The 23,133-nt window shown below is 35.2% G+C and carries 22 protein-coding genes and 1 pseudogene; 9 read left to right on the top strand and 14 right to left on the bottom strand.

The genetic code is table 11. The features are described 5' to 3' along the window. The first annotated feature begins 212 nt into the window (after positions 1 to 212). The 6 genes from H6W53_RS15385 (at position 213) to H6W53_RS15360 (ending at position 5,454) form a co-directional block, all read left to right on the top strand. A complete protein-coding gene (locus H6W53_RS15385; RefSeq protein WP_185208045.1) occupies positions 213 to 611 on the top strand; it encodes a hypothetical protein in 399 nt (132 codons plus the stop codon). 75 nt (positions 612 to 686) lie between these two features. Further along, on the top strand, positions 687 to 2,633 hold the full coding sequence (locus tag H6W53_RS15380) for a phospholipase effector Tle1 domain-containing protein (RefSeq protein ID WP_185208043.1): 1,947 nt from the start codon (positions 687 to 689) through the stop codon (positions 2,631 to 2,633). A 17-nt stretch (positions 2,634 to 2,650) separates the two neighbouring features. Then, positions 2,651 to 3,610, top strand: a complete 960-nt coding sequence (locus H6W53_RS15375) for a DUF2931 family protein (protein ID WP_185208041.1) — start codon at positions 2,651 to 2,653, stop codon at positions 3,608 to 3,610. 255 nt (positions 3,611 to 3,865) lie between these two features. Then, positions 3,866 to 4,435, top strand: a complete 570-nt coding sequence (locus H6W53_RS15370) for a hypothetical protein (RefSeq protein WP_185208039.1) — start codon at positions 3,866 to 3,868, stop codon at positions 4,433 to 4,435. A 12-nt stretch (positions 4,436 to 4,447) separates the two neighbouring features. Further along, the gene (locus H6W53_RS15365) at positions 4,448 to 4,876 is read left to right on the top strand and encodes a hypothetical protein (protein ID WP_185208036.1); all 429 of its coding nucleotides are present in this window, start codon (positions 4,448 to 4,450) and stop codon (positions 4,874 to 4,876) included. 197 nt (positions 4,877 to 5,073) lie between these two features. Beyond that, positions 5,074 to 5,454 (top strand): group III truncated hemoglobin, encoded by a 381-nt coding sequence (locus tag H6W53_RS15360; protein ID WP_185208034.1) that lies wholly within the window; start codon positions 5,074 to 5,076, stop codon positions 5,452 to 5,454. A 31-nt stretch (positions 5,455 to 5,485) separates the two neighbouring features. On the opposite strand, the gene H6W53_RS15355 is transcribed toward H6W53_RS15360, so the two are convergent. From H6W53_RS15355 to H6W53_RS15305, 11 genes are all read right to left on the bottom strand, one after another. After that, positions 5,486 to 6,556 (bottom strand): calcium:proton antiporter, encoded by a 1,071-nt coding sequence (locus H6W53_RS15355; RefSeq protein WP_076393978.1) that lies wholly within the window; start codon positions 6,554 to 6,556, stop codon positions 5,486 to 5,488. A gap of 65 nt (positions 6,557 to 6,621) precedes the next feature. Further along, positions 6,622 to 6,960: a DUF6122 family protein gene (locus H6W53_RS15350; protein ID WP_185208032.1), complete on the bottom strand. Its 339-nt coding sequence runs from the start codon at positions 6,958 to 6,960 to the stop codon at positions 6,622 to 6,624. 15 nt (positions 6,961 to 6,975) lie between these two features. Then, positions 6,976 to 8,205, bottom strand: a complete 1,230-nt coding sequence (locus H6W53_RS15345) for a hypothetical protein (RefSeq protein ID WP_185208031.1) — start codon at positions 8,203 to 8,205, stop codon at positions 6,976 to 6,978. Then, positions 8,205 to 10,256 carry a hypothetical protein gene (locus tag H6W53_RS15340; protein ID WP_185208030.1) on the bottom strand — a complete coding sequence of 684 codons (2,052 nt, stop codon included), beginning with the start codon at positions 10,254 to 10,256 and terminating at the stop codon, positions 8,205 to 8,207. The genes H6W53_RS15345 and H6W53_RS15340 overlap by 1 nt, the downstream gene beginning before the upstream one ends. Before the next feature lie 15 nt (positions 10,257 to 10,271). Further along, entirely contained in the window at positions 10,272 to 10,940 is a 669-nt protein-coding gene (locus H6W53_RS15335; protein WP_185208029.1) for a hypothetical protein, read from the bottom strand. A gap of 56 nt (positions 10,941 to 10,996) precedes the next feature. After that, complete coding sequence (locus H6W53_RS15330; protein ID WP_185208028.1) at positions 10,997 to 11,716, bottom strand: DNA alkylation repair protein; 720 nt, start codon at positions 11,714 to 11,716, stop codon at positions 10,997 to 10,999. A gap of 15 nt (positions 11,717 to 11,731) precedes the next feature. Then, complete coding sequence (locus H6W53_RS15325) at positions 11,732 to 13,018, bottom strand: cation:proton antiporter (protein WP_185208027.1); 1,287 nt, start codon at positions 13,016 to 13,018, stop codon at positions 11,732 to 11,734. 27 nt (positions 13,019 to 13,045) lie between these two features. Beyond that, positions 13,046 to 13,675, bottom strand: coding sequence for a DUF4919 domain-containing protein (locus tag H6W53_RS15320; protein ID WP_185208026.1), 630 nt, complete (start codon positions 13,673 to 13,675; stop codon positions 13,046 to 13,048). Continuing rightward, positions 13,672 to 14,058: a hypothetical protein gene (locus tag H6W53_RS15315; RefSeq protein WP_123906965.1), complete on the bottom strand. Its 387-nt coding sequence runs from the start codon at positions 14,056 to 14,058 to the stop codon at positions 13,672 to 13,674. The genes H6W53_RS15320 and H6W53_RS15315 overlap by 4 nt, the downstream gene beginning before the upstream one ends. A gap of 3 nt (positions 14,059 to 14,061) precedes the next feature. Beyond that, entirely contained in the window at positions 14,062 to 15,303 is a 1,242-nt protein-coding gene (gene hflX / locus H6W53_RS15310) for a GTPase HflX (RefSeq protein ID WP_116099813.1), read from the bottom strand. A 709-nt stretch (positions 15,304 to 16,012) separates the two neighbouring features. Further along, a complete protein-coding gene (locus H6W53_RS15305) occupies positions 16,013 to 16,447 on the bottom strand; it encodes an META domain-containing protein (RefSeq protein WP_185208025.1) in 435 nt (144 codons plus the stop codon). Positions 16,448 to 16,534: 87 nt separating this feature from the next. Between H6W53_RS15305 and H6W53_RS15300 the strand changes: the two genes are divergently transcribed. The 3 genes from H6W53_RS15300 (at position 16,535) to H6W53_RS15290 (ending at position 19,995) form a co-directional block, all read left to right on the top strand. After that, positions 16,535 to 18,736, top strand: coding sequence for a S46 family peptidase (locus tag H6W53_RS15300; RefSeq protein WP_185208023.1), 2,202 nt, complete (start codon positions 16,535 to 16,537; stop codon positions 18,734 to 18,736). Positions 18,737 to 18,830: 94 nt separating this feature from the next. Then, positions 18,831 to 19,508 (top strand): hypothetical protein, encoded by a 678-nt coding sequence (locus H6W53_RS15295; protein WP_185208021.1) that lies wholly within the window; start codon positions 18,831 to 18,833, stop codon positions 19,506 to 19,508. A 10-nt stretch (positions 19,509 to 19,518) separates the two neighbouring features. Beyond that, complete coding sequence (locus tag H6W53_RS15290) at positions 19,519 to 19,995, top strand: YdeI/OmpD-associated family protein (RefSeq protein WP_185208018.1); 477 nt, start codon at positions 19,519 to 19,521, stop codon at positions 19,993 to 19,995. Between the two features lie 94 nt (positions 19,996 to 20,089). Here H6W53_RS15290 and H6W53_RS15285 read toward each other — a convergent pair whose 3' ends face one another. The 3 genes and pseudogenes from H6W53_RS15285 to H6W53_RS15275 all read right to left on the bottom strand — a co-directional run bounded on the left by H6W53_RS15285 (position 20,090) and on the right by H6W53_RS15275 (position 23,107). Then, entirely contained in the window at positions 20,090 to 20,428 is a 339-nt protein-coding gene (locus H6W53_RS15285) for a hypothetical protein (RefSeq protein WP_185208016.1), read from the bottom strand. Between the two features lie 157 nt (positions 20,429 to 20,585). After that, positions 20,586 to 21,287: pseudogene (locus tag H6W53_RS15280) on the bottom strand (YifB family Mg chelatase-like AAA ATPase); the annotation flags it as partial. A gap of 110 nt (positions 21,288 to 21,397) precedes the next feature. Then, positions 21,398 to 23,107: a hypothetical protein gene (locus tag H6W53_RS15275; protein WP_185208013.1), complete on the bottom strand. Its 1,710-nt coding sequence runs from the start codon at positions 23,105 to 23,107 to the stop codon at positions 21,398 to 21,400. Positions 23,108 to 23,133 lie beyond the last annotated feature (26 nt).

Below are 23,133 nucleotides of genomic sequence, written 5' to 3'. Positions count from 1 at the left end.
AAAAAAGACAGCGAAATTCGAATGCTTTGGTGCAGAATTCAAATGATTCTTTTTAGAAAGAATTTATAAGAAAAAGTATATTTGAACATCTGATTTTTTCAGAATGTTTCAAAAGAGAAAATGACCCGCTCTCCGAAGTTTGTAACTTCGGAGCAGATAAACAAACCTAACGCCACTTGTAAAAAGGTGGCGTTTTTTTATGCCAAATAAGCATGGCGAGAATTATCGTTACCGTAAAACCGGGCTTTGAAGCGGCTGTACAGTTCTTTATGGAAACAGGAATTATCTGGAACGGAGGTGCCGTTCCTGTGATTGGCGATCCTATGTATATGTCTATCGTGGATGAGATGAGACAGCCACAAGGAAAACCGCAAGGGAAATACTGGATCACAAGAGTTCCTACAACCCTTACGATTCTTCAGGCATCTTCTACAGGATTACCGGTTGATCCGCTGCATCCGCTTCCACTGTTCCGTGAAGATTATCCGGAAAATTGTGAAAACCGTGATGAACTTGAGTTTGAAACAAGCTTCAAATTGGATACAGAGGCGCAGTTGGCTCATAGTGATGGAGCGACCACGTTGCCAAGTACAATTATAAAACCTGTATAACAACGGTTAAACTTTGTTTTGAAAGTGGTGGGAAACCTCCGCTTTCTTTCTTACTAACATTTAAAATTAACAAAAATGGAAACAGGAAATACAGGAATTAGAAACCTTGCAGATATCGGGGTGGCGGATGTTGATCCATATGGAACGAACAAAAGAAAATATAAAGCATTTGAAAAAACAGAAAAAGTACAACTTCGTATTGGGGTATTCTTTGATGGGACAGGAAATAATAGATATAACTCCGATACAGTATATTATGATCCAAAGTATAGTAAACCTCCATTGGAACAAGATAAAATAAAAAAAATTAGGAATCTTAAAAGTTTTGTAATAGAATCGGGGAGCAGCTATTGGAATACCTATTCCAATATTGCACTTCTTCACGATTTATATGAAGAAAAAAGAAAGTGGGAACAAGATGTAAAATTTCAAAGTCTTCAGCTGAAATTTTATATAGAAGGCATTGACACATTACGGGATGAAGAAGATGATATGGTGGGTTCCGGTATGGGCGAAGGAGAACGAGGTGTGATATCCAGAGTGGAGCAGGCGTGTCAGAATATTGCTGATGAGATAGTAAAATTGTTCTCAGCAAGGCAAAAAATTACCCATAAACCTTTAGGGATTATATCTATTCAGTTTGATGTATTCGGATTCATCCGAGGTGCTGCAGCGGCAAGACATTTCAGTAACGAAGTTTTGAAAATAGGAAAAGATAAAAATCCGGGAAGCGGTGGAAATATGCCAATTACAGAAATTAAACGACCAGCCGCTAAAAAGTATGAGAAAATAAAAAACAGTCTTCCAAGTATCCAACAATACAAAAAAGATGCGTATAAAGTAGAAAAGGATAATACCCGAGTGGTACAACGCTTCAATGCACCTGAGAGAGATATTTTTATAGGGGGACATTTGGGCAATATCCTTCAAAAAAAGGGAATTAATTATCCAAAATACAATGTGAATGTCGAGTTTTTGGGATTATTTGACACGGTAATTTCTCAGATGCTCGAAAGAAAAGGAATTATAGACGCTACGAGAAATCCTATTACAAAAGTATTGGCAGTAGCATTGAGTCCTATAAAGCTAAAGCCTGTAATAGGTGCAGCTGTAGAGGGTATAAGCAGAATAAAGAAAGTAAACCCAGATCTGTCCAATCCTAATATTAAAAAAATTTTACAGCTAAAGGCTGAAACCGAGTGGCGAGATAACTTTCCCATTACACCCATAGGACCTATTTTGAATACTACCCATGCAAAAGAAATTGGTGTTTTGGGAGCACATTCAGATGTCGGTGGGGCATACTGGCAAATACAAAAAGAGCTTTGTACCTTACATTTTTTTGATTTAGGAGTGGGTGCAAGTATTTCTGAAAAACAAAAGTTGGAACAGCAGAAAGAATTATTGCGTAACTGGTATATTTCTCAAAAGCTTTGCCCAGATGATCAGACCATACTGTACTGGGAAGTAATGCATCATGTCAGGGCTTACACATTAAGCGGAAGTATGGATGAAGATTTAGAGTCTCATATCAATAAATCAAAATATCTCTTGTTGGAGAAAGATTTCATGGGAAATGATTGGTATAAAACTGACGGAGAATGGCATTATAAGCTACAAGGATACCATCACAAGCTTCTTTCTAAACGTCCATTGAATAACAAACTATCCATGGTCTATATGAATGTAATGAAATATATTGCCTCCACTTATGCTGATGTACCGTTTACACTGCCTGAAAGTAAAACAAAGCACCCTAAAGAATATATTTATCCCACAGGAGATGGGAAAGAAAAAGATCTGAAAACATATTATGAATTGCTAAAAAAAGTAGCAGAGGATGGCTGGGTAAACAAAGAGGGAAAAGTTGTTACCTATTCCAATCTTATTGATGAAAAGGGACGTTATCATATTTCATCTGAAATGAACAACTATCTTATGGAGAATTTTGTACATTTATCTGCAAATTTCAATGCTCCTTTAGCAGATGCATTAGATTATTATAATTTTGCTTATGTGTAATAGCCACGACTTTACCTATGAAAAAGAATATACAGATCCGCCTTATAAAAGGGAATACTACATTCCTAATTTGGATACTTATGATAAGTCTTAGCCTTTTACAGTCTTGTAACAAAAAAAAATACAGTTGGGAGGCGGGAATTTCCGCCCCCAAGTATTATCCTGTAGCGGGGAATGTAGATTTTGGGAATGCCGGAAACGGAAGTAATACAAGCATTGCTCCTGGTTGGGGACAGAGCTATGGTGCAGTAGTTGGGGAGAAATGGAAAGATGTACCAAGAGAAGTGTATATAGACTATTACAGTGTTGTAGATGGTAAAGGATTTAAAGGAAAAGTACTACTCCCACAAGAAAAAATAAGGGATTTATTTAATGAATATAATCTTGATGACGAAGACAATTTAGGGCATTTGGTGGTAGGTATGGCACCTGGAGGCTGGATACGGGTTTGGTTTCAAGCTTTGGATGAAAAGGCAGATGAATATGTAAATTTAGAAGTAGCAAAAGGACACTTGAATGGCTATAAAGATGAAACTGTAGAGGCTGGCTTAAAAACAAAAGATTTTAAAACATGGGGTAATACTTACAGCTACTGGCAGCATCATGGAATCCCTTATGAAGCATGGGCTAATAATGAAAGGGAATATGATATTTATTTTGATTTTAATAAACCTAATAAACGTGAGGTTGGGTTCAGTTTTACTTCTTTAGACGGAACATTCGAACAAGGGATAGGTATATATGAAAAATTCCGTAGAAAATTACCCGTTGAGTTTGAATTGGGATGGCGAGATAAAGCAAAAAAAACTTTCTATTGTTCAAAATTTGTTATGCCAAAAAGCTTTAGAAGTTTTGTAGAAAAAAAAGAGCTAAAGATAATTATTTTTAATTTAGAGATTGATGATAATGATCGAGATGCTACGCTTTATTTAGTAACGAATAAGACAAAAGAAAAAATACTAAAATTTAGGAAATAAACAACCAACAGCAGAAGAGAAAAAAAATAATGAATATAATTACGCAACAGAAGTAGAATATTTTATGCCTTAATCGGAAAAATAAGTAGGATTGACTATCCAACTTCTAGTGTTAATTGACCACTTTCTATAAATCATCTACTTTCTGAAAACTATACCATTGAGAAACTAATGCTCAATTCAAGCCGAAATTACAGGATCCCTCAAAAATAAAACATAAGTAGATAATATTGCTTTGCTATTTTCTAAAAACAAATGAGAAAAAAACAGTTTTTATTTATTTTATTGATCTTATCAGCAGGCTTTACTGCTTATTTCGGATATATTTACTTTTATTCAAGTGACATTATAGATTACGGATTATATTGTGGCGATGGATTTACAGAATGTTATGAGGTGGTAAAAAGATGGATTAAAATCCATACAATAATCCTGGCCATTATTTATATTATTTTTTTCTTGGTTCAAAGAAAAAATCAGCATGTAGAACAAGAGATTGACTTTTGGACACTTTTGCTAATTTTTGGTATAAATATATTTCATTGGAATGATATTAACTCTTCTTGGGGGATTTTAGCATTACCTTTAAATAGTTTTTTACTTCTTTATTTTCTATTTTTTAGAAGTAGTTTAAAAAAATATATTTATTTAAGCATTCTTTTTTATTTTTTGATTTATTTAAACTTAGTATATAATATTTCTGAACTGTTTTACTACAACCAGAAATATAACAGCTATGAGAATTACTTATATATTTTTAATACCTTATTATTGCTTGTATTTTTAATTCTTAGAACTAAAGATTTATTGAATCTAGAAAAATAAAAAAATAATACAATGATTACAGACGAATATTTTATCGCCGAAAGTTATATGACGGTAAAAATGGTAAAAGAAGTAATGGCAGAATTTACTTGGCCCGTCACTTATAGTGTAGAAAAATATAATGAATACCATATTAGTCTTAAGTTTCCACTCTGTGAAATAGATTTGTACAATGTACCCGAAGATGGTGTTAGTGTATCCTTTTTGACTTATGATGGCGGAAAAACATTAAATGCAGATGAAATAGACATTATTGGCTTTATAGATAACCATGATCCCAAAAGGGATTATGCAATTGAATATGGAACAGGTGCTAATAATGAAGACAACACAAAAAAGAGTGTTAGGAACAATATCAAATGGTTACAGCAGTATCACTTAGGTTTTATTATGGGTACTGATTATAGCTGGATAACAAAATATCTGGCAAGTAAAAAGTAATTTTCAATAAAAATAAAAAAGTCGTCTCAAGCTGTGAGGCGGCTTCTTTATTTTTATTAAGCTTTATACAGAGCTAAAAGACGGCGATAAAGTACGCTCTATTCTAAGGAATGAAGTAAAAATTGCAGAAGAAATTCCTGAAATGTATCAACCCAACCACAAAACATTCCCACACAATTTTATACTAACTTTGGTGTATGAAAAAATTAGAATCAAGAGAAGATATTGAACATCTGGTGAATTCGTTTTATGCCAAAGTCGTTAAAGATGAGGTGATTGGCTTTTTCTTTAATGATATTGCTAAAGTAAACTGGGACAGTCATTTGCCGAAGATGTATTCATTTTGGGAATCCATTCTTTTCGGACAGATGTCGTACAAAGGAAATCCGATGGGCGTTCATTTTCCGGTCAATGAAATTCAGGCGATGGAACAGCATCATTTCGATCGTTGGCTGAATCTTTGGAAAACAACGGTTGAAGAAAATTTTGTGGGCGAAAATGCAGATCTGGCAATTTATAAATCCGAAAACATTGCCAAATTAATGGCTTTTAAAATGGATTTGGCGAGAAGACTTTAATGGTTTAATGTTCTGCGTTTAATGTTTCAGATTAAGGTACAATTACCGTGAAAATGTAGGCTGCAAGGTTTACCAATAAAACAGTTCCGTAGAGAATATTCGTTTTTCCGCGGCTTAAAGAAAGCATCACGATAAAAACAGAAAGAGAAAGCAGAATAATATCTTTCTTATCCAGACCTAAAACCAGCGGAATATCGTATAAAATACATACGACAGAAACCGCAGGAATTGTCAGTCCTATACTTGCCAAAGCTGATCCTAAAGCTAAATTTAAACTGGATTGGATCTGATTGCTTCGAGCCGCCCGGATCGCCGCAACACCTTCCGGAAGCAGAACAACCGCCGCGATAATGACTCCGACCAGAGATTTTGGAGCGCCTAAACTCTGCACCATATTTTCAATTGTGGCAGAAAGTCCTTTTGCCATCATCACAACAATCGCCAGACAAATCACCAGAAAAGTAAAACTGATTGCCGTTTTTGAAACCGAAGGAATATAATTTTCTTCAGATTGCTCCTCAGGAACGATGAAATAATTTCTGTGACGAATCGTTTGTACCATCAGAAATACACCATAAATCACCAAACAGGCAATTGAAACAAAAATCAACTGTGCCTGATTGTAAAAAGGTCCGTTTACGCTGGACGTGAAATTCGGAAGAACCAAAGTCAAAATCAGGATGGAAACAATACTAACCAGATAAGTTGTGGCGGAAGTTCTTGCGAAAAACTGTTCGTAATATTTCACACCGCCCACCAAAATACAGATTCCTAAAATTCCATTAAGAATAAGCATCACCGCAGCGAAAACCGTATCTCTTGCAAGCGTGATTGCCTGATCTCCTCCCGCAACCATCAGCGAAATAATCAGCGCCACTTCAATGATTGTAATACACAGCGCAAGGATAATAGTTCCGAAAGGTTCGCCTACTTTATGTGCGACCACTTCCGCGTGATGCACTGCGGATAAAACACTGCCTGTTAATAAAATTCCGGCAATTACATCAGACAGAACGCCCGTTCCCATCAGTCCGGAAAAATAATAACCAACTGCAAGAATGGGAAAAATATACGTATAATGTAAAAAGTCTTTCAATTTCATAACTGTTTCTAAAATACAAAAAATCGATGACTTTTGAAATATCAAAAGAAAATATTAATGATATTTTAATGATTCCAGAAATAAAAATCCTGAAAATCCGTCAACATATGAAACAGCAGTCCAATGGCTATAATCCTTATATTTCCTTTAAAAAAAAGCATCAAAAAATACACCGCAATAGCGTAGTAAGAATGTAAAAAATGAAAACCGATGCTTCCGCGGTTAGGATCAAATATAGGATTCGCGAAAAGATGATCTGCGTCTACAAGCATCGTTGCCAATAAAATAAGATAGACTTTCTTCCAGTTTTTGCTGTAAAAGATTAAAGCAATAAATACGGGAAAAACGAAATGCAGGAAATAATGCGTGAACGTTTTCAGTAAGGCAATATGCGAAGCATCCATCGAATTTTAAATTTTTTACCACCTTAAAATCAAAGGAAGGTCATCTTTTTTAAACTGTACTTTCAGATAATAATCCTGATTCCTGTTTCCATAAAAAATATAATCAATATCGGAAATCATCTTCTTTTCCTTAGATGATAATGTTTTTAAAAAAGACAGCAATAACGGATTATTTTTTACAAAAATATAATTTTCATTCAGATTGAAAGACTGCTGAATTGGTTTTCTTGTAGATTTTATCTCAAAACCTTTGCTTTGCTGAGTGATGAGGTTAGGCTGAAAAGGAATTGCCGTGAACTGCTTCTGTGCATTGATCCATTTTTTATTCTGAAAATAAAGCTTTGTCTTTTCAGGGTTTAAGCTTTGAAAATCAATGATATAATTCGGTTGAATGATCTTCTGGAACGTTTTCTTTTCAACTTCATTAAAATTGTCATCGTAGCTGTAAGTAATGATCGTGTCATTCACCTCTTCCAGATGTAAAGAAGCTTTGATCTGATTAATGGATGAAGAATCTGCAAACGTTTTATCAAAAATAGAGGAGAAGTTTTTAATATTTTCAGCATCAAGTTCTGTCTCTAAAAAAGAATCGGTCTTCAATAGTTTTGAAATAGCAGGAGAGGGATCGTAAGAATCAGACTGATTTCTGATTTCAATTTCATCGTGTCTTAATTCGACAGAAAGATTGTGGCTGCCTTTTTTTGTGTTCAAAATAATACTTCCTAATCCATTGGTAACGAGCGCGTCTGCATCAAAAAGATTTGCCTGAGAACTGTGAAGTAACTGATTGTTAATTCGCTCAAAATCATCACTGGAACTTCCGATAATAAGGTTTTTCTCAAAAATTTTAATAACAACCTGACCTTTCCTGAACATCTGATTTCCCAGATCCGTAAACTTCTGTTGTTTGAGAAACGATAAAAAAGTTTTGCTGTCTTTCAGTTCAAAAACACTGTACCAGTTCGAAACCTTTGAACTTTTCAGATGGAAAACCTGCAAAAAATCGGGAATTTTCACTCCCGATTTTTTAAAAGATATTTTGTTTTTTCCTTTGCTTTCAAACCATAAAGAAGGATGTCCTGCAAGACTGTAAACATATTCTCTTGTCAGCTTTTTTGTATCAACCAGAATAATAGCATCGGCTTCCTTCGGAGAAAAAATCTTCGTATCTTTTTGATAATAAAACACGAAATAAACAGTTCCGGCAAGAAGCAAAAAAGCTAAGGCAAAAAGTTTCTTTTTCATTATAAAATAACCTGCTTTTTATCAGATTCTTTCATTTTATACACCTCATCAATTACATCAAAGAAATACATTAAGCTGTTTTCCGAAGCATTTTTAATGTTGTAATTAATTTCCGTTTCTATCTTTTCTCCTTTGGCTTCTGTTTTAAAATACAATTCGCCCATATTTTTCTTCAGAAGATCCAGTGTTTTTCTTTCCGACGGAGTTTTAAACTCTTTCTCAAGTCCGACCATTAGTTTCTGAATGTCAAATCTTCCCGACAAAGGATATTTCGCCGAATCTTTTGCCCATTTTTCAGAGATTTCCGACTGGTTTTTAGATGAAATATTATCCGTTGAGGTCGTTACGTAGACAATTCCGTCTTTTACCGTAAAGAATAACTTATCGAAATATCCGTCATTTTTTCCTTCGCTGAAAGCATAGAAATCTCCGTTTTTAGAGAATTTCTTAGCCGTCACTTTATTTGTGGTCATCATATCGAAAATACGGTTCCAGTACCCTTCATTTTCCGTAGCAAAAGCAAACGTGAAATTTGGAACAGCGATTTCTTTAGTTTTCTTCACTTCCTTTTCATTATAATCATCATCGTATTCATAATCGGTGTATTCTACGGTTTTGGATTTCAGTTCGTTAAGGACGAAAATTCCGTTTCCGGGTGCGATCTTGGTAATGGCCTTTTCATCCAGAACAATCTTCATGGTTTCCATTACAAGTTCCATTTCTTTCTGATAATCGCCTTCTCCGGAATCTTTCAACAGGCTGTACATCACATCAAAATATTTATTTCCGTCTACATTAATAGCGTAATATCCGATGCTTTTATCTTTGATGAGAGCCGTCAGTTTTTTATTCTTTTTCCCTTTGTAAACTGAATTGAGGCTATTCTGAACCGCTTCATTTTTGTGCTGATAACTATTCACCATTCTTACTTTATCGTTATCAAAATACAGATTATAAGAAGAATTGGAATTGTATGCTTTCCCCATAAGATTTCCGAAAGGGTAGTGGCTCATAATTTTACCGTATGCTCCGTTGTTTACAATTCTTCCGTAATCCGTATATACAAAAACATCAGAAGTACCGTCCCGGAAAGATAAGATGTCTTTCGAAACATCAAGTTCCAGTGTAGAATTAAAATAATCATCAAAATCCTTTTCCGCCAGTTTTTTGGTGATCTTAAACTTTTCGATCTTCAGAGAATCCATCTGTTTCTGGTAAATGCTGTCTTCTTCCGTCTCCTCATCCATTTCTTCCTCCATATGCGGAAGTGTGTATTCGCTTTCCTTTTCAGAATAATTTTTGTCGCTGGAATCTTTTTCTTCTTCAGGATATTTGTGATGCTTTTCCAGATATTTAATATCTTTTTCTTTCTTGGCAATTTCAGCCTGATATTCTTTAATGTCTTCCTTTAGATATTGAATATCATCTTTCAGATATTTAATCTCTTCCTTGTAATCGAATGCTTTTTCTACATATGCGCTGTCAACCGCAACGGCTGCGCTGTCCATAACAGCCGCTGCTGCACTGTCAATTGTTACAGCTGCACTGTCTGCTATCATTTCATCATTCCATTCAGCAGAGGGTTTTTCATAACCGATGAGCTTCAAAACTGCCTGCTTATCATTCCATGCAACGAACATTTCATCATCTAGATTAACGTAAGAATAATTGTTTCGTTTCGAAATTTCCAGTCCTTTTTTCTTGGATGAATTAATGAATTCCTGAAACTTTTCTTTGTTATCCAAAAGAAAATGAGCCGTATAGGTTTTTACAGAATCATTAAAAACGGCATAATGATATTGTGTGGCATCATACTTTATTCCGGTTTTGGAATAATCGTTCCACGAAGCCTGTTTTTCTTTATCTTCTTTGGCTACTTCAAGCAGAAAAGGATTCAGTTTCTGCCAGTTGATTTTCTGGTTAAGCTGCTTTCCGTTAATTTCCATGTAAAAAAGAACGTCTTTCGGAAGCTTCATTTTCTGTTGTGAAAAGATGGAACCGAAAGCAAAAAGTAGAAATAAAATTTGTGTTTTTTGTAAAATAGATTTCATGATTATTGATTGAAATTATTGAAAGAGAATGGTATTTTGTAATTGTTTTTTCTGAAGGATAAAATCCAGAATATTGGCTTCCAGTTTTACTGCTTTTTTGTTCGGAGAAAGCAGGTAAGCATTATTGGTCTGGGATTTTATGGTATTTTCAAACTGCATTACGGAAGTATATTTCGCATTGTTAAAGATTTCCTTATCTGCTTTGCTCATCCTGTCGTAATCGTTTTTAAAACTACTCACTTTATTTCTCGTGAATGTTTTTTTCTCCGGACTCTGACTGTAAAGCTTTACCGGAACCATTTTTCCAACGATGTTTTTTGCTTTCAGTTGTTGGAGTCCGGCATTGATGTTTTCGATTTTTTTGAAATTACAGCTTAATTTGATAATGTAGTTATCAAAATCCATTGAAGTCTTCACATTCGAAATTCCGGGAGTTGCTTTGAAAATTCTTGCCGCTTCATTAATTTTAGCTTCAATTTCAGGTCTTTTCGGAACTTTTTTACCATTAATTGTTTCCATTTTCGAGATGGAAGCCAATCGTGTCTTGCTTTTACTGGCGTTCAGAATAAGCGAATATTCTCCGCTGCCGTCTGCTTTTACGTTGATTTTGTCTAAAATATCAAAACAGCTTGTAAGAAGCAACAGTGGCAATAGTAAGAGCAACTGTTTCATAATGTTTTTCATATTTGAGTTTTTAAATAATTTTCAAATTTAAGTAAAATTTTAGGCAGATCAGATATTTAAATTCTGCCTTTCAGATAATCCTGCCTCAGAGCCTCATCCAGTTTTTCAATAGCGTACCGAAGACTGGTTCTCGGCATTTCTTTGTAATGTTTATTCAGGAAATTAATTAATTCCGCTTCGTTTTTTTCTCCCATTTCACGAAGCAGCCAGCCGTTGGCTTTGTGCATCAGATCGTGGGTGTGTTTCATATTTTTGGTAACGAATTCTTTGGTAAGATCAAATGATCCTTTTTTTACATAATGCATCGTTCCCACAACAGCGATTCTTTTATGCCACATTTCTTCAGAATCCGAAAGCGTTTTCAGTAATTCATCTTTCTGATTTTCAAAAGCATAGCGTCCCATAATTTTATAACAGCTTGAATCGACCAGATCCCAGTTGTTTATGTGCTGTAAATGATTCAGATAAAACTCAATAATTTCATCTTTTACCGCTTTATCCTTTGTTTTTTCAAATTTAGAAATTAACATGAATAAAGCTGTCAATCTGTGTTCATGATATTGGGAAGACAGTAATTTGCTGAGTTCTTCCATCGAAATTCTGGCATAGAATTCTTTTGCAACAGAACGCTGATCCGGAACTTTTACTCCTAAAAACAAATCGCCTTCTCCATATTCTCCTTTTCCGTTTTTGAAAAATTTAGCAGAAGAATCTGCTTTTTCCGGAATTGAAAGCTCATTTAAAGCTTCTTTTATTTCTTTTAAAATTATACTCATTTGATAATTAGCGATTTAGTCAACATTAGGTAAAGCACCACCTTCCTGTTCCTCTTCTTCTTTTGCAATCTTCTTCGGATTGGCAACTTTGGCAATCGTAAGTCCCTGAACAATAATCGAAAATACAACCACACAGTAAGTAATGCTCAAAACAATCGTGCTGTTTTCATTTTTCGGAATGGAAAGAGCCAGAGCAATCGAAACCCCGCCGCGAATTCCTCCCCAAACCAAAACTTTTACCGTTTGCGGACTAAATCTTGTTCTGAAAGACATGAATTTAGTGGGTCCCCAAATTGAAATAAACCTTGCCAGTAAAACTACGGCAATCGCTACTAATCCTGGAATCATATAATGACTTAAGTCTTTGATCATCAGTAATTCAAAGCCGATAAAAAGGAATAGGACTGCATTCAGGATTTCGTCGATAAGTTCCCAGAATTTGATCAGATAATCCTGTGTCACAGATTTCATTTTGAATTTTACATTAAAATTCCCCATGAACAATCCGGCGGCAACCATGGTTAAAGGTCCCGAAATATGCATCTGTCTCGCAATAAGATAGCCTCCCATGACTACAGAAAGCGTCACCAGTACGGAAATAATATAATCGTCCACTTCACGCATCAGTCGGGAAGTAATCCAGCCCAAGACAACACCGAGTAAAAGTCCGCCACCTGCTTCTTTCAGCAATAACAAACCTATGCTTTCCATATTCAGTGTTACTTCTTTTCCGATCGCAAGCTGAAGAACAACCGTGAAAACTACAACCGCCATTCCATCATTAAAAAGCGATTCTCCGGCAACTTTGGTTTCCAGAGATTTTGAAACATTTGCCTGTTTTAAGATACTGAGAACAGCAACAGGATCGGTAGGAGAGATGAGTGCGCCAAAAAGCAGACAATAGATAAAAGGGAGGGAAATCCCGACAAGCGGCAACAGATAATACATGCCGAAACCCACCACAAAAGTAGAAATCACGACTCCTGCCGTTGAAAAAATCACGACAGGAACAAACTGCTCTTTGAGATCGTCGATATTAATATGAATTCCTCCCGCAAACAGAAGAAAATTTAGCATGGCTCCCATCAGAACTTCTGTAAAGTCGATCCCCGTCATTAAATTGTGAAGATGTCCGAAAGTTATCGGCAAAACCGTTTCTCCGAAGGAAACTAAAAATATGGAAACCACAATGGCGATCACCATAATTCCGATGGTACTCGGAAGTTTCAGAAATCTGTAATTAAGGTATGAAAATATGGATGCTAAAACAATTAAGGCTGAAAATGAATAGTATAATTCCACTAATTTGGTGTTTAAAATTTTTTGTGATTAATAATCGATATATAATACTTTGATGTAAACTTTATTACCGTCTTTTTCCCAGATATCAAGAATTCCGTCTTTTGCGGATTTTGATCCTCTTGTATATTCTTTTCCGAGATTCAGGATGTTCAGCAGAATGTATTCGTCGCCTACTGAATTCACGAGATACGGTGTCTTTTCTGTTTTTCCGTCTCCGGAAGACTTCATTCCGTCGGTTAAAGCGCGGAACTGACTGAGATGATACAGAAAATTCTCACTGTCTTTAATGCTGTCATAGGCTTTCAGAAGAATCAGCAGAATATCCAGATTGGTAGGATCTTTATCATACAAAGCTTTTCCCTGTTTGATGCAGTCCTGAAAATTATTGCTCTTGAAAGCATCGGCTAAACTTTTAAATGCTTCATCTGTTGTAAAAAACAGATCTTCCCTGAAATTTCTTCCGTAGTAAAGATGCTGTGCTTCAAGCGTATCTAAAGATTTCGGATAGGCTTTGTATTTAAAAATCAGCTTGTTGTAGTTGTATTGAGACTTTTCGCTTTGAAGATCTTTCTCTATCGCTTTGAAATCTATTTTTGATTTCTGAGCAAAACCACTAAGCGAAATCAGAAGAAACAGGAAAAAAAAGTAATATTTCATCGGTTCTTTTCTATTTTGTATTTGTTGTATAAAACGAGCATGACAAATCCTAAAACCAGCCGGAACAAAGCGGGCATAAAATAGGTTCCCGAAACATATCGGTCGTTGGTTATTTTTTCGTAAAGAAAATAAATCAATAAACAAAAAGGAGAAAGCAGACCTTTACCGTAGAGATAAATTTTAAAGAAAAGATGATTAAATTTAAGATCTGTAAAGAATGATAACAGTGCCAACAGGCAAACTGCGACTGTTATCATTCCTAAAATCTTTAATATCAGAATATCCGTTTCTTTGCTGATTCCTCCGATGCTTCCCAAAAAATTAATTCCTACCACGATCAGAAAAAAGTAATAGAATGTATTGTTGGAAAACAGTCTGTTCATGAATTATTGGTCTTCATGATCTTTTTCTGCACTTTCTTCCTCATCGTTATCGAAATATTCGAAAAGGAAATCGTTGTACGGGAATCTGGAAATATGGATTTTCATTACTTCATCATAGATCAGCTTTTTCATTTCAGGGAAATTTTCTTTCGTAATGGCAGAGATGAAAACCGTCGGATATTTGGATTTTGCCATCCATGTTTTTTTCCATTCTTCCAGAGAAATATTCTTTTTTGTGGAAGGCGTTAAATCGTCCTCGTCTTTTTTCTCATAGCTGAAATCATCAATCTTATTGAAAACCATAATCATCGGTTTCTGATGGGCATTGATCTCCATTAAAATCTGATTCACAGAATCAATATGATCTTCGAAACTTTCATGAGAAATATCCACTACGTGAATCAGCAGATCCGCTTCACGAACCTCATCCAAGGTAGATTTAAACGATTCAACCAATTGGGTAGGTAGTTTTCTGATGAATCCAACCGTATCCGTTAAAAGGAATGGTAAATTTCCGATCACTACTTTTCTTACTGTCGTATCCAATGTCGCAAACAGTTTATTTTCAGCGAAAACTTCAGATTTGGACAATGCATTCATCAAAGTAGATTTCCCGACGTTGGTGTATCCTACCAAAGCAGCACGAACTACTTTTCCACGGTTGTTTCTCTGGGTTGCCATCTGTTTATCGATGGTTTTCAGCTTGTCTTTTAACAATGAAATTCTGTCACGGATGATACGTCTGTCGGTTTCAATTTCCGTTTCACCGGGACCTCTCATCCCAATTCCCCCTTTCTGACGTTCAAGGTGGGTCCACATTCTCGTTAATCGGGGTAAAAGATATTGATATTGAGCTAACTCCACCTGAGTTCTTGCGTAAGAGGTTGTTGCTCTCTGCGCAAAAATATCAAGGATAAGGTTGGTTCGGTCTAAGATTTTGACTTCCATTTCTCTTTCCAGGTTTTTAAGCTGTGAAGGAGATAATTCGTCGTCAAAAATGACGGTTCCTATGTTGTTTTCTTTTACGTATTCTTTAATTTCCTGAGCTTTACCACTTCCGATGAAGGTTTTGGAATCGGGCTGTGTGAGTTTCTGTGTAAAACGTTTATCTACCGTTGCTCCGGCTGTAAAGGCTAAAAACTCCAGCTCATCCATATATTCCTGAAGTTTATCCTCATCCTGATGCTGTGTAACAACCCCTACCAAAACTGCCTTTTCGTAATTATGTTCTTTCTTTTCTAGCATTAAATTCTGTCTGTATTTGTGAGATTTACAAGATACCATTTTTCAGGAAAAAATCCAAAACGAATTTTTTGGGGTAGATATACGCTTCAGCTCCGCTCAGCGTACAGTGGCGGTTTGGTTTATAATAATCTGTTTAAAATGAAGTCACACTAAAGTACGCTGAGCGGAGCCGAAGCGTACGGTTACTTTAAAAATATCTGCATTAAAATTTTACCGGAGATAAAATCTTTGCGCCTTAAATAGATAGAGCGTGTTAAAAAATATTACGTCCTTAAACAACTTTAGGAATAATTATTTACGATGATGTGCGCTTCGGCTTCGCTCAGCGTACGGTGACACATTTCGTTTATAATAATCTGTTTACAATGAAGTCGCACTGAAGTACGCTGAGCGGAGCCGAAGCGTACAATTAAAGAAATACAGTAATCAAAATTCTCCCGAAATCCTTCGACTGTTGTTCGGTATTCCTTCGGAAAAAATCCCATTTTTCCGAAGCCGATCCGAAGAAGACCCGAACATGATCCGAAGAAATGGGTTTTCAAACCGGTCAAAAGCAGTCAAAACCGGTCAGAATTTTTTATGGTGGTGGAAAATGGACATTTTTGTGGTAATTTTAAGTCAGCTAAGCGAAAAAAGCGGGTAAAGCAAAATGATAAAAATTTTTAGCAAGATAAAATGAAGACGAAGAAATTAAGTAAGAACAAAGAAATCAATCCCAGTCTGCTGCAATAAATTTCATAGTGTTTCCCTGATCATTTTTTAAAGTCAGGAAATGTCCTTCCACTTTGTAATGATTCATTGTTTTGATATTCAGAGAAAAATCATTTTCCAGTTTCATATTCGGGCACGCCATTTCTGTTGAAATAATTTCTGAAATGTGTAATTGATTCTCTTTTTTAAATTCAGATGTAAAAGACAGTTTATTGCATCCTATAAAGGCTGAAGTTTTGATTTTTCCGTTTTCGATAGGAGAAGTAAGATCAATTTTAGCATTGTTCTTTATTAATTCTTCTTTGGAGTAATCTGCAAAAGAAACCAGCATCCATTCTCTCTGGATCTGTGGATTTTTTACGGCTACAGAAGAACAGTTTAAAATAAAACTCAGGCATAAAAATGTTAAAATTGCAATGAATCTCTTTTTCATAACTCATCGGAATCCATTTTCATACCATCTCAGACATCAGACAGTAAAAAAATTAGTAAATTAGCGACACAAAAATTATTTTATAAAATGAAAAGAATATTACTACTATTCACTTTCCTTTTAAGTTTTGTCCAGATGAGGGCAGATGAAGGAATGTGGCTGTTAATGCTCGTGAAAAGACTGAATGGGGTAGATATGCAAAAAGAAGGATTGCATCTTACACCGGAAGAGATTTATTCTGTTAATAATTCAAGCTTAAAAGATGCAATCGTAAGCTTTGGAGGATTCTGTACAGGAGAAATTGTTTCCAATCAGGGTCTTATTTTTACCAATCACCACTGTGGATATGGTGCTGTAGCTGCCGCTTCTACACCGGAGAAAGATTATCTGAAGAACGGATTCTGGGCAATGAAGCAGAAAGATGAGTTCAATGCAAAAGATCTTTACGTAAGATTTTTGGTAAGAATGGATGATGCTACCCAAAGAATCAACGCTAAACTAAACAACAATATGTCCGCTGCAGAGAGAAAAGCTGTGATCGACGCTGAAACAAAAGCGATCCAGTCTGAAAACTCTGAAAACGGAAAATATACCGTAGTTGTAAGAGACTTCTTCAACGGAAACGAATTCTACTATTTTGTTTATCAGGATTATAAAGATATCAGATTGGTAGGAGCTCCGCCTTCTGCACTGGGAAAATTTGGAGGTGATACCGATAACTGGGAGTGGCCAAGACACACCGCAGACTTTACTGTTTTCAGAGTGTATGCTGATGCGGCGGGAAATCCAGCAGAATTTTCTCCAAGCAACGTTCCTTTAAAACCAAAACATTTCTTGCCGGTTTCTCTGAAAGGAGTAAAGCCCGGAGATTTCTCAATGATCTTAGGATATCCGGGAAGAACCAACCGTTACCTGACTTCTTACGGAATTCAGCAGATGGTAAACAAAGATTATCCGGCTTGGGTTGAAGCTTCTAAATTAGCCATGGATGTAATGAAAAAATACATGGATAAAGACAAAGGAACTCAGCTGAACTATGCTTCTCAATATGCTTCTGTAGCGAACTACTGGAAAAACAGACAAGGTACTATTGATGCCGTTATTAAAAACGGAACCATCACAGACAAGCAAAAAATCGAAGAAAGATTTAAAACCTGGGCAGTACAGCCTGAAAACGTGGTTGAGTACGAAACGGTTTTAGAAGATATCGGACTTTATTACAAGCAGACTTCAGACAGAAACGTGGAGAGAATGTACATGACGCAGCTTTCCAGAAATTCTAAATATTTCACACTTGCATTACAGGTAGGAAGCGTTCTTCAGGCATATGCAAAACAGGATATGGCAGGAAGACTGGCAATGAAGCCGAAAGTAGAGGCAGCATTGAAATCTGCTTATGAAAACATCAATATCAAGCTTGAAGGAGAAATGATGAACTCTATGGTAAACCTTTACCAGACAAGAGTAAACAAAGATGTAGCTTCTGAAACCATTATGGGACTGGATGCTAAAAATCTTTCGAATGTAGCGTATTCTTCCATCTTCGCAAACAAAACTTCTGCAACAAACTTTATGCTGAATCCTGATCCGTTGAAACTGGATGCAGATCCGCTTTGGAAAATTGCAAACGGAATTATGGCAGATCAAAAAGCTTCCGCTGAAAGATTTGTGAAAATTGATGATAATTTTGCTAAAAACAACAGATTGTTCTTAGCAGGATTAATGAAGGCAATGCCTGAGAAAAAATTCTATCCGGATGCAAACTCTACCATGAGATTAACGTACGGAACGGTAGACAAATTGCCAATCCGATCAGACAGAAACTACTTCGGGATTACCGATAACTATTATACTGATATGACAGGTCTTGTAGGAAAATACAAGAAAGGGGACGAAGAGTTTGATCTTCCACAGAGAGTGATCGATCTTTACAACCTGAAAGATTTCGGTCAGTATGCAGATGCTAAAGGTTATATGCCGGTTAACTTCCTTTCCAACAATGATATTACAGGAGGGAACTCCGGTTCTCCGGTAATCGATGCAGACGGAAACTTAATAGGTATTGCATTCGACGGAAACAGTGAAGCATTAAGCGGTGATATCGTTTTCGAACAGGAATGGCAGAAAACCATTAACGTAGACGTTCGTTTCGTTCTTTGGACGATCGACAAATATGCGGGTGCAAGAAGACTTATCGACGAATTACAATTGGTAAAAGACGAGAACACTCCTGCAGACACCAAAACAAAAATGCCAAAAGCAACTCCTGCAAAAGGAAAGAAAAAATAATCTTTTAACAGATATGGGAGCCGCGAAAGTTTACTTTCGCGGTTTTTTTATGCTTAAATTTTACTATTTTAACCCGATCAAAAAATATTATTAAATGATGAAAGATAAAATCTTAACAGGGTTACTGATGTTTTTAGCATTATGGAGCTGTCAGAAAAAAGAGAAGGAAAATTTAAAATCTTTACAGGAAAAAGATTCTTTACAAACGATTATCAAACAAGACAGTTTACCTAAAGAAAAACAATCAGAAAAAGAATTGCCTAAAGTATTTACAGATGATTTCCTGAAAATTGAAAACGTTCAGGTGAATGGAAATGATATTGTTTTACCTCAGGAACAATTCCAAAAACTCCATCCAAAAAATGATTCTGTTAAAACGGAACCATGGGACTGCGGAAGCCCTTTTGAATGGCTTGATAAAACGTGGATGGAAAAAACATACGGAAAAGATCTTGTAAACTTTGATGGTAAAATAACCACTTCCTATACCAACAATGCTGAATTTATTTCAAATAATCATAAGGTTATTTTCAGCAGTGCGAAATCCGGAAATAACCGTTTTGAGATCAAGTCGCATCATATTATTCTTACACAGGAAACCACTGTTGAAGATTTCCAAAAGCTATTTCCCAAACTGAAAATCGAAAATACCGATCAGAAGAATATTCAGCGTTTCAGCATTCCGGTAGGAAAGGAGATAGAAGATTCCTTTATGTTCTATTTTAAAGACGGAAAACTGGATAATTTTAATCTGTGGTGGTTATTGTGCTAAATGTAAATGTATGAAAACAGATTCTGTACAATTTAAAGCAGTTATTAAGCAAAACGGCGAAATGAATGCGGCTTTTGTAGAATTTCCTTTTTCCACGGAAGAGATATTTGGTAAAAAAGATCAGGTAAAAATAAAAGCTGCTTTTGACGATAAGGTGGAATATCGCGGAAGCCTCGCTAAAATGAAATCCGACTGTCACATTTTAGGCTTAACTCAGGAAATAAGAAACAAACTTGGTAAAACTTTCGGTGATGAGGTTTCTGTTTATCTGCTTGAAGACAAAGAAGAAAGAGTAGTGGAGATTGCGGAAGATATTGTATTGCTTTTTAATGAAAATCCTGATGCGAAAGTATTATTCGACAAGATGAGCTATACCCACAGAAAGGAATATATCCGCTGGATTGAAGAAGCAAAAAAGCCAGAAACACGAGAAAACAGAAAGCTGAAAATGATTCAGATGATTTTGGATGGAAAAAAAGGAATTTAAAACGTTCCGTTATCCATTTAAAAGGTCTTATCATAAATGAAAAAGTCCGCTCATTATTTTGGCGGACTTTTTTATTTAGCTTAATTTTTTACAATTAAATCATAAAATGAATCGTCAGAAACTGTTTAACCCCACCATTAATTATGGCAATAGAATCTTCATTATGATGAACGGTTACTCCCAGATCATTCATTATTTCCTTAAAATAGCCACTTTCCGTATTGGAAGAAATAATATTTTTCTGCCATGAAAATTCTGCCGTCTGATCCTTACTGTTTTTAATGATTAAGATTCCGAAATCATTTTTGAGAATGGCAGTGTCTATTTCTTCTACCGAACTTTCATGCGGCGCAAAATCTTTTGAAAGAAGAACGATGGATTTGAAATGATTTTCTTTGGAGTTTGTTTCGGAAATTTCTACAGCAGTTTTCATTACTATTTTGAGTTTTATTCTGATCTTTTTTGCAAACATGAATGTTTATAACGACAAAACTTGTCGTATTAAAAATTATTTCAATAAAAGTTTCGGGGCAGCGAAGCTGCCCCGAAACCACAAAAAATTATAATTAAAACAAAGAGATATTCTATGATCAGGCATTCCAGAATTCACGGTCTAAACTCCTGTATTGGATGGCTTCCGAAACATGATGAGAAAGAATATTCTCAGATTCCTCAAGATCGGCAATGGTTCTCGATACTTTTAAAATCCTGTCGTAAGCTCGCGCGGAAAGATTAAGCTTTTCCATTGCCATTTTGATGAGGTTGAAAGATACGGTATCCAGTTCACAGAACTTTTCAATTTCTTTCGGTCCTATTTGAGCATTGTAGCTGATTTTTAAATCTTTATAACGTTCTCTCTGCGTTTCGCGGGCAATAAGAACCCGCTTTCGGATGTCCTCGCTTTTTTCACCTTTTCTGCGTTCAGCCAACTGTTCAAATTCTACTTTTTGTACTTCAATATGAATGTCAATTCTGTCAAGAAGCGGCCCGGAAAGCTTACTCATATACCGCTGCATTTCGTAGGTGGAAGAAGTATTATTGGGATCATCCGGAAAAAATCCGCTCGGACTCGGATTCATTGAAGCAACAAGCATAAAACTGGCAGGATAATTTACCGTAAATCGGGCTCTTGAAATAGTAACTTCACGATCTTCCAAAGGTTGTCTCATCACTTCAAGAACCGTTCTTTTAAATTCCGGCATTTCATCCAGAAATAAAACACCGTTATGAGCCAGTGAAATTTCACCCGGTTGCGGATAACCACCACCACCAACTAATGCAACATCTGTTACTTTCTTAAATGAGGGGGCAAAAAAAATTACGATAAGAAATAACTAAAAGTACTCTTCAGAACAATAAAAGCTACTATGTAAAAGAGGGCTCTGAAACAGCCCCCGAATTATTATTCATGTAAAATAACTTTCTCAATTATTGGAAATAACTCATCATTAACTTCCTCAAAATAACTTTCTTTTAAAAGAGAATATTTGTCATCTTCTAACACTATGGTATATCCTTCTAATACATCTGTATCAATATCATCAACTAATCCTAAAATAACTTGTGAATTATCTGGTTGATTATTATTAATAAAGTTCATAATTGCTTTTGTATTTTCTTCATCTTGCTCTTGTTGCTTAGGTGAATCAATAACAATAGGACAAAATGTTGATGTGGAGTAAAGATTCATTACATGTAGGAAAGCAAAGTAATAAGCTAATAGGGCTCTTGGCAGATTGCTACCTTGCTCATTAATCTTATTATCAATTCTATTAAAAAAGGTTTCAGAAATTTTATCAGGATTTACATTAAGCTCTTCTAAGAAATCCCTTAGCTTCGTTCTATATAACAACATTATTCTTTTTTTTCTGTTCTCATTCTCTTTATTAATCTCTTTAAGTTCTTTTTCAAGCAATTCAAAACGTGTTCTTGCATTTCCAATTTTCTGATAAATTAAGTTTTTTTCATTTTTAAAAATTTCGTTTACCTTCCTCTTTCCCTCATTTTCAATTAAATCAATAAGCTTAACTTCTTCCTTTTTAGAATTTAGTAGCTGTTCTATTTTTTCAAAATCAATTTTAGTTTCTACAAATGACTTATCATGTTTTGCAATTTCATCATTTACCTTCAAAACTTCAATTCTTAATTCCGTTAATAGCTCCTGCAACTTCTCTTCATCTTCTGCAATAGAAAATCTTTCATTAAAATTATTTTCATAATGAGCTCCACACATCGGACAATCTACAACTTCATCAATATAGTTAAGAGCATATTTATAGTCAGCTTTTGCTTCGTGGATTGCATTTTCAATAATTGCTATCCTTGAATCTAAAATTGATTTATGATTATATAAGTCTGTAAGCTTTAGTTTTAATTTGTTTTGTTCTGTTTTTAATGTTTCACACTCTGTCAATAACTCTGATACCTCTGTACTAAAATCCTCAGCAGTAACGTTAAAACTTTCATTATTTAATTTTTCTCTTATTCCTCCAAGGATTTTATTTAAGGTATTAATTTCATTCTTGGTTTCACTTAACTCAATTCTAGTACTATCCAAATCCGTTTTTGTTTGATAAAATTTATTACCTTTTATTCCTGCATGGTACTCTGTTACAGGCTTTTTCCAACTGCTATATTGCCCAAGACCAGAGAAAGTATTCCAGCTGTCATTCCAGCTTTTATCTTGGTCAATATAAAATGGCAAAAAAAGATATGGACTTGGGGGATTTTCTCCTTCTCCTTTTCGGTTAGAAAGCAAAAGATTAAAATTAAAAATCTCATTTAGGAAAATTGATAATGATTTAAATGTATGAGGTATTACCTCATCTAATTCATTAACAACAGCATAACGGGACTTATCATACCTCAAAACGTTGAAGCTTTGTCCATCAACTTTAAATTTTAGATATGTAATTGGTTCAGCTTTTAGCCAATTTCGATTTAAAACTGTTGGAGTTGCACCTAAGGTATAGTATATGCTTTTTAACAAACTTGATTTCCCAACTTGATTAGCTCCCTTGATTATTGTCTTTTTTGGGCTGAATTGTATTTTTATTGCTTTTTTTTCTCTGTAGGACAATATCTGAATCTCCTCGAAAATTAACCTTTTCATATTTACTAGTTCTTAAGTTTCTTATT

It is taken from the genome of Chryseobacterium sp. C3, assembly GCF_014218905.1.
GTDB classification, from domain to species: domain Bacteria; phylum Bacteroidota; class Bacteroidia; order Flavobacteriales; family Weeksellaceae; genus Chryseobacterium; species Chryseobacterium mucoviscidosis.
This window is presented reverse-complemented; position numbering and strand designations above follow the sequence as displayed.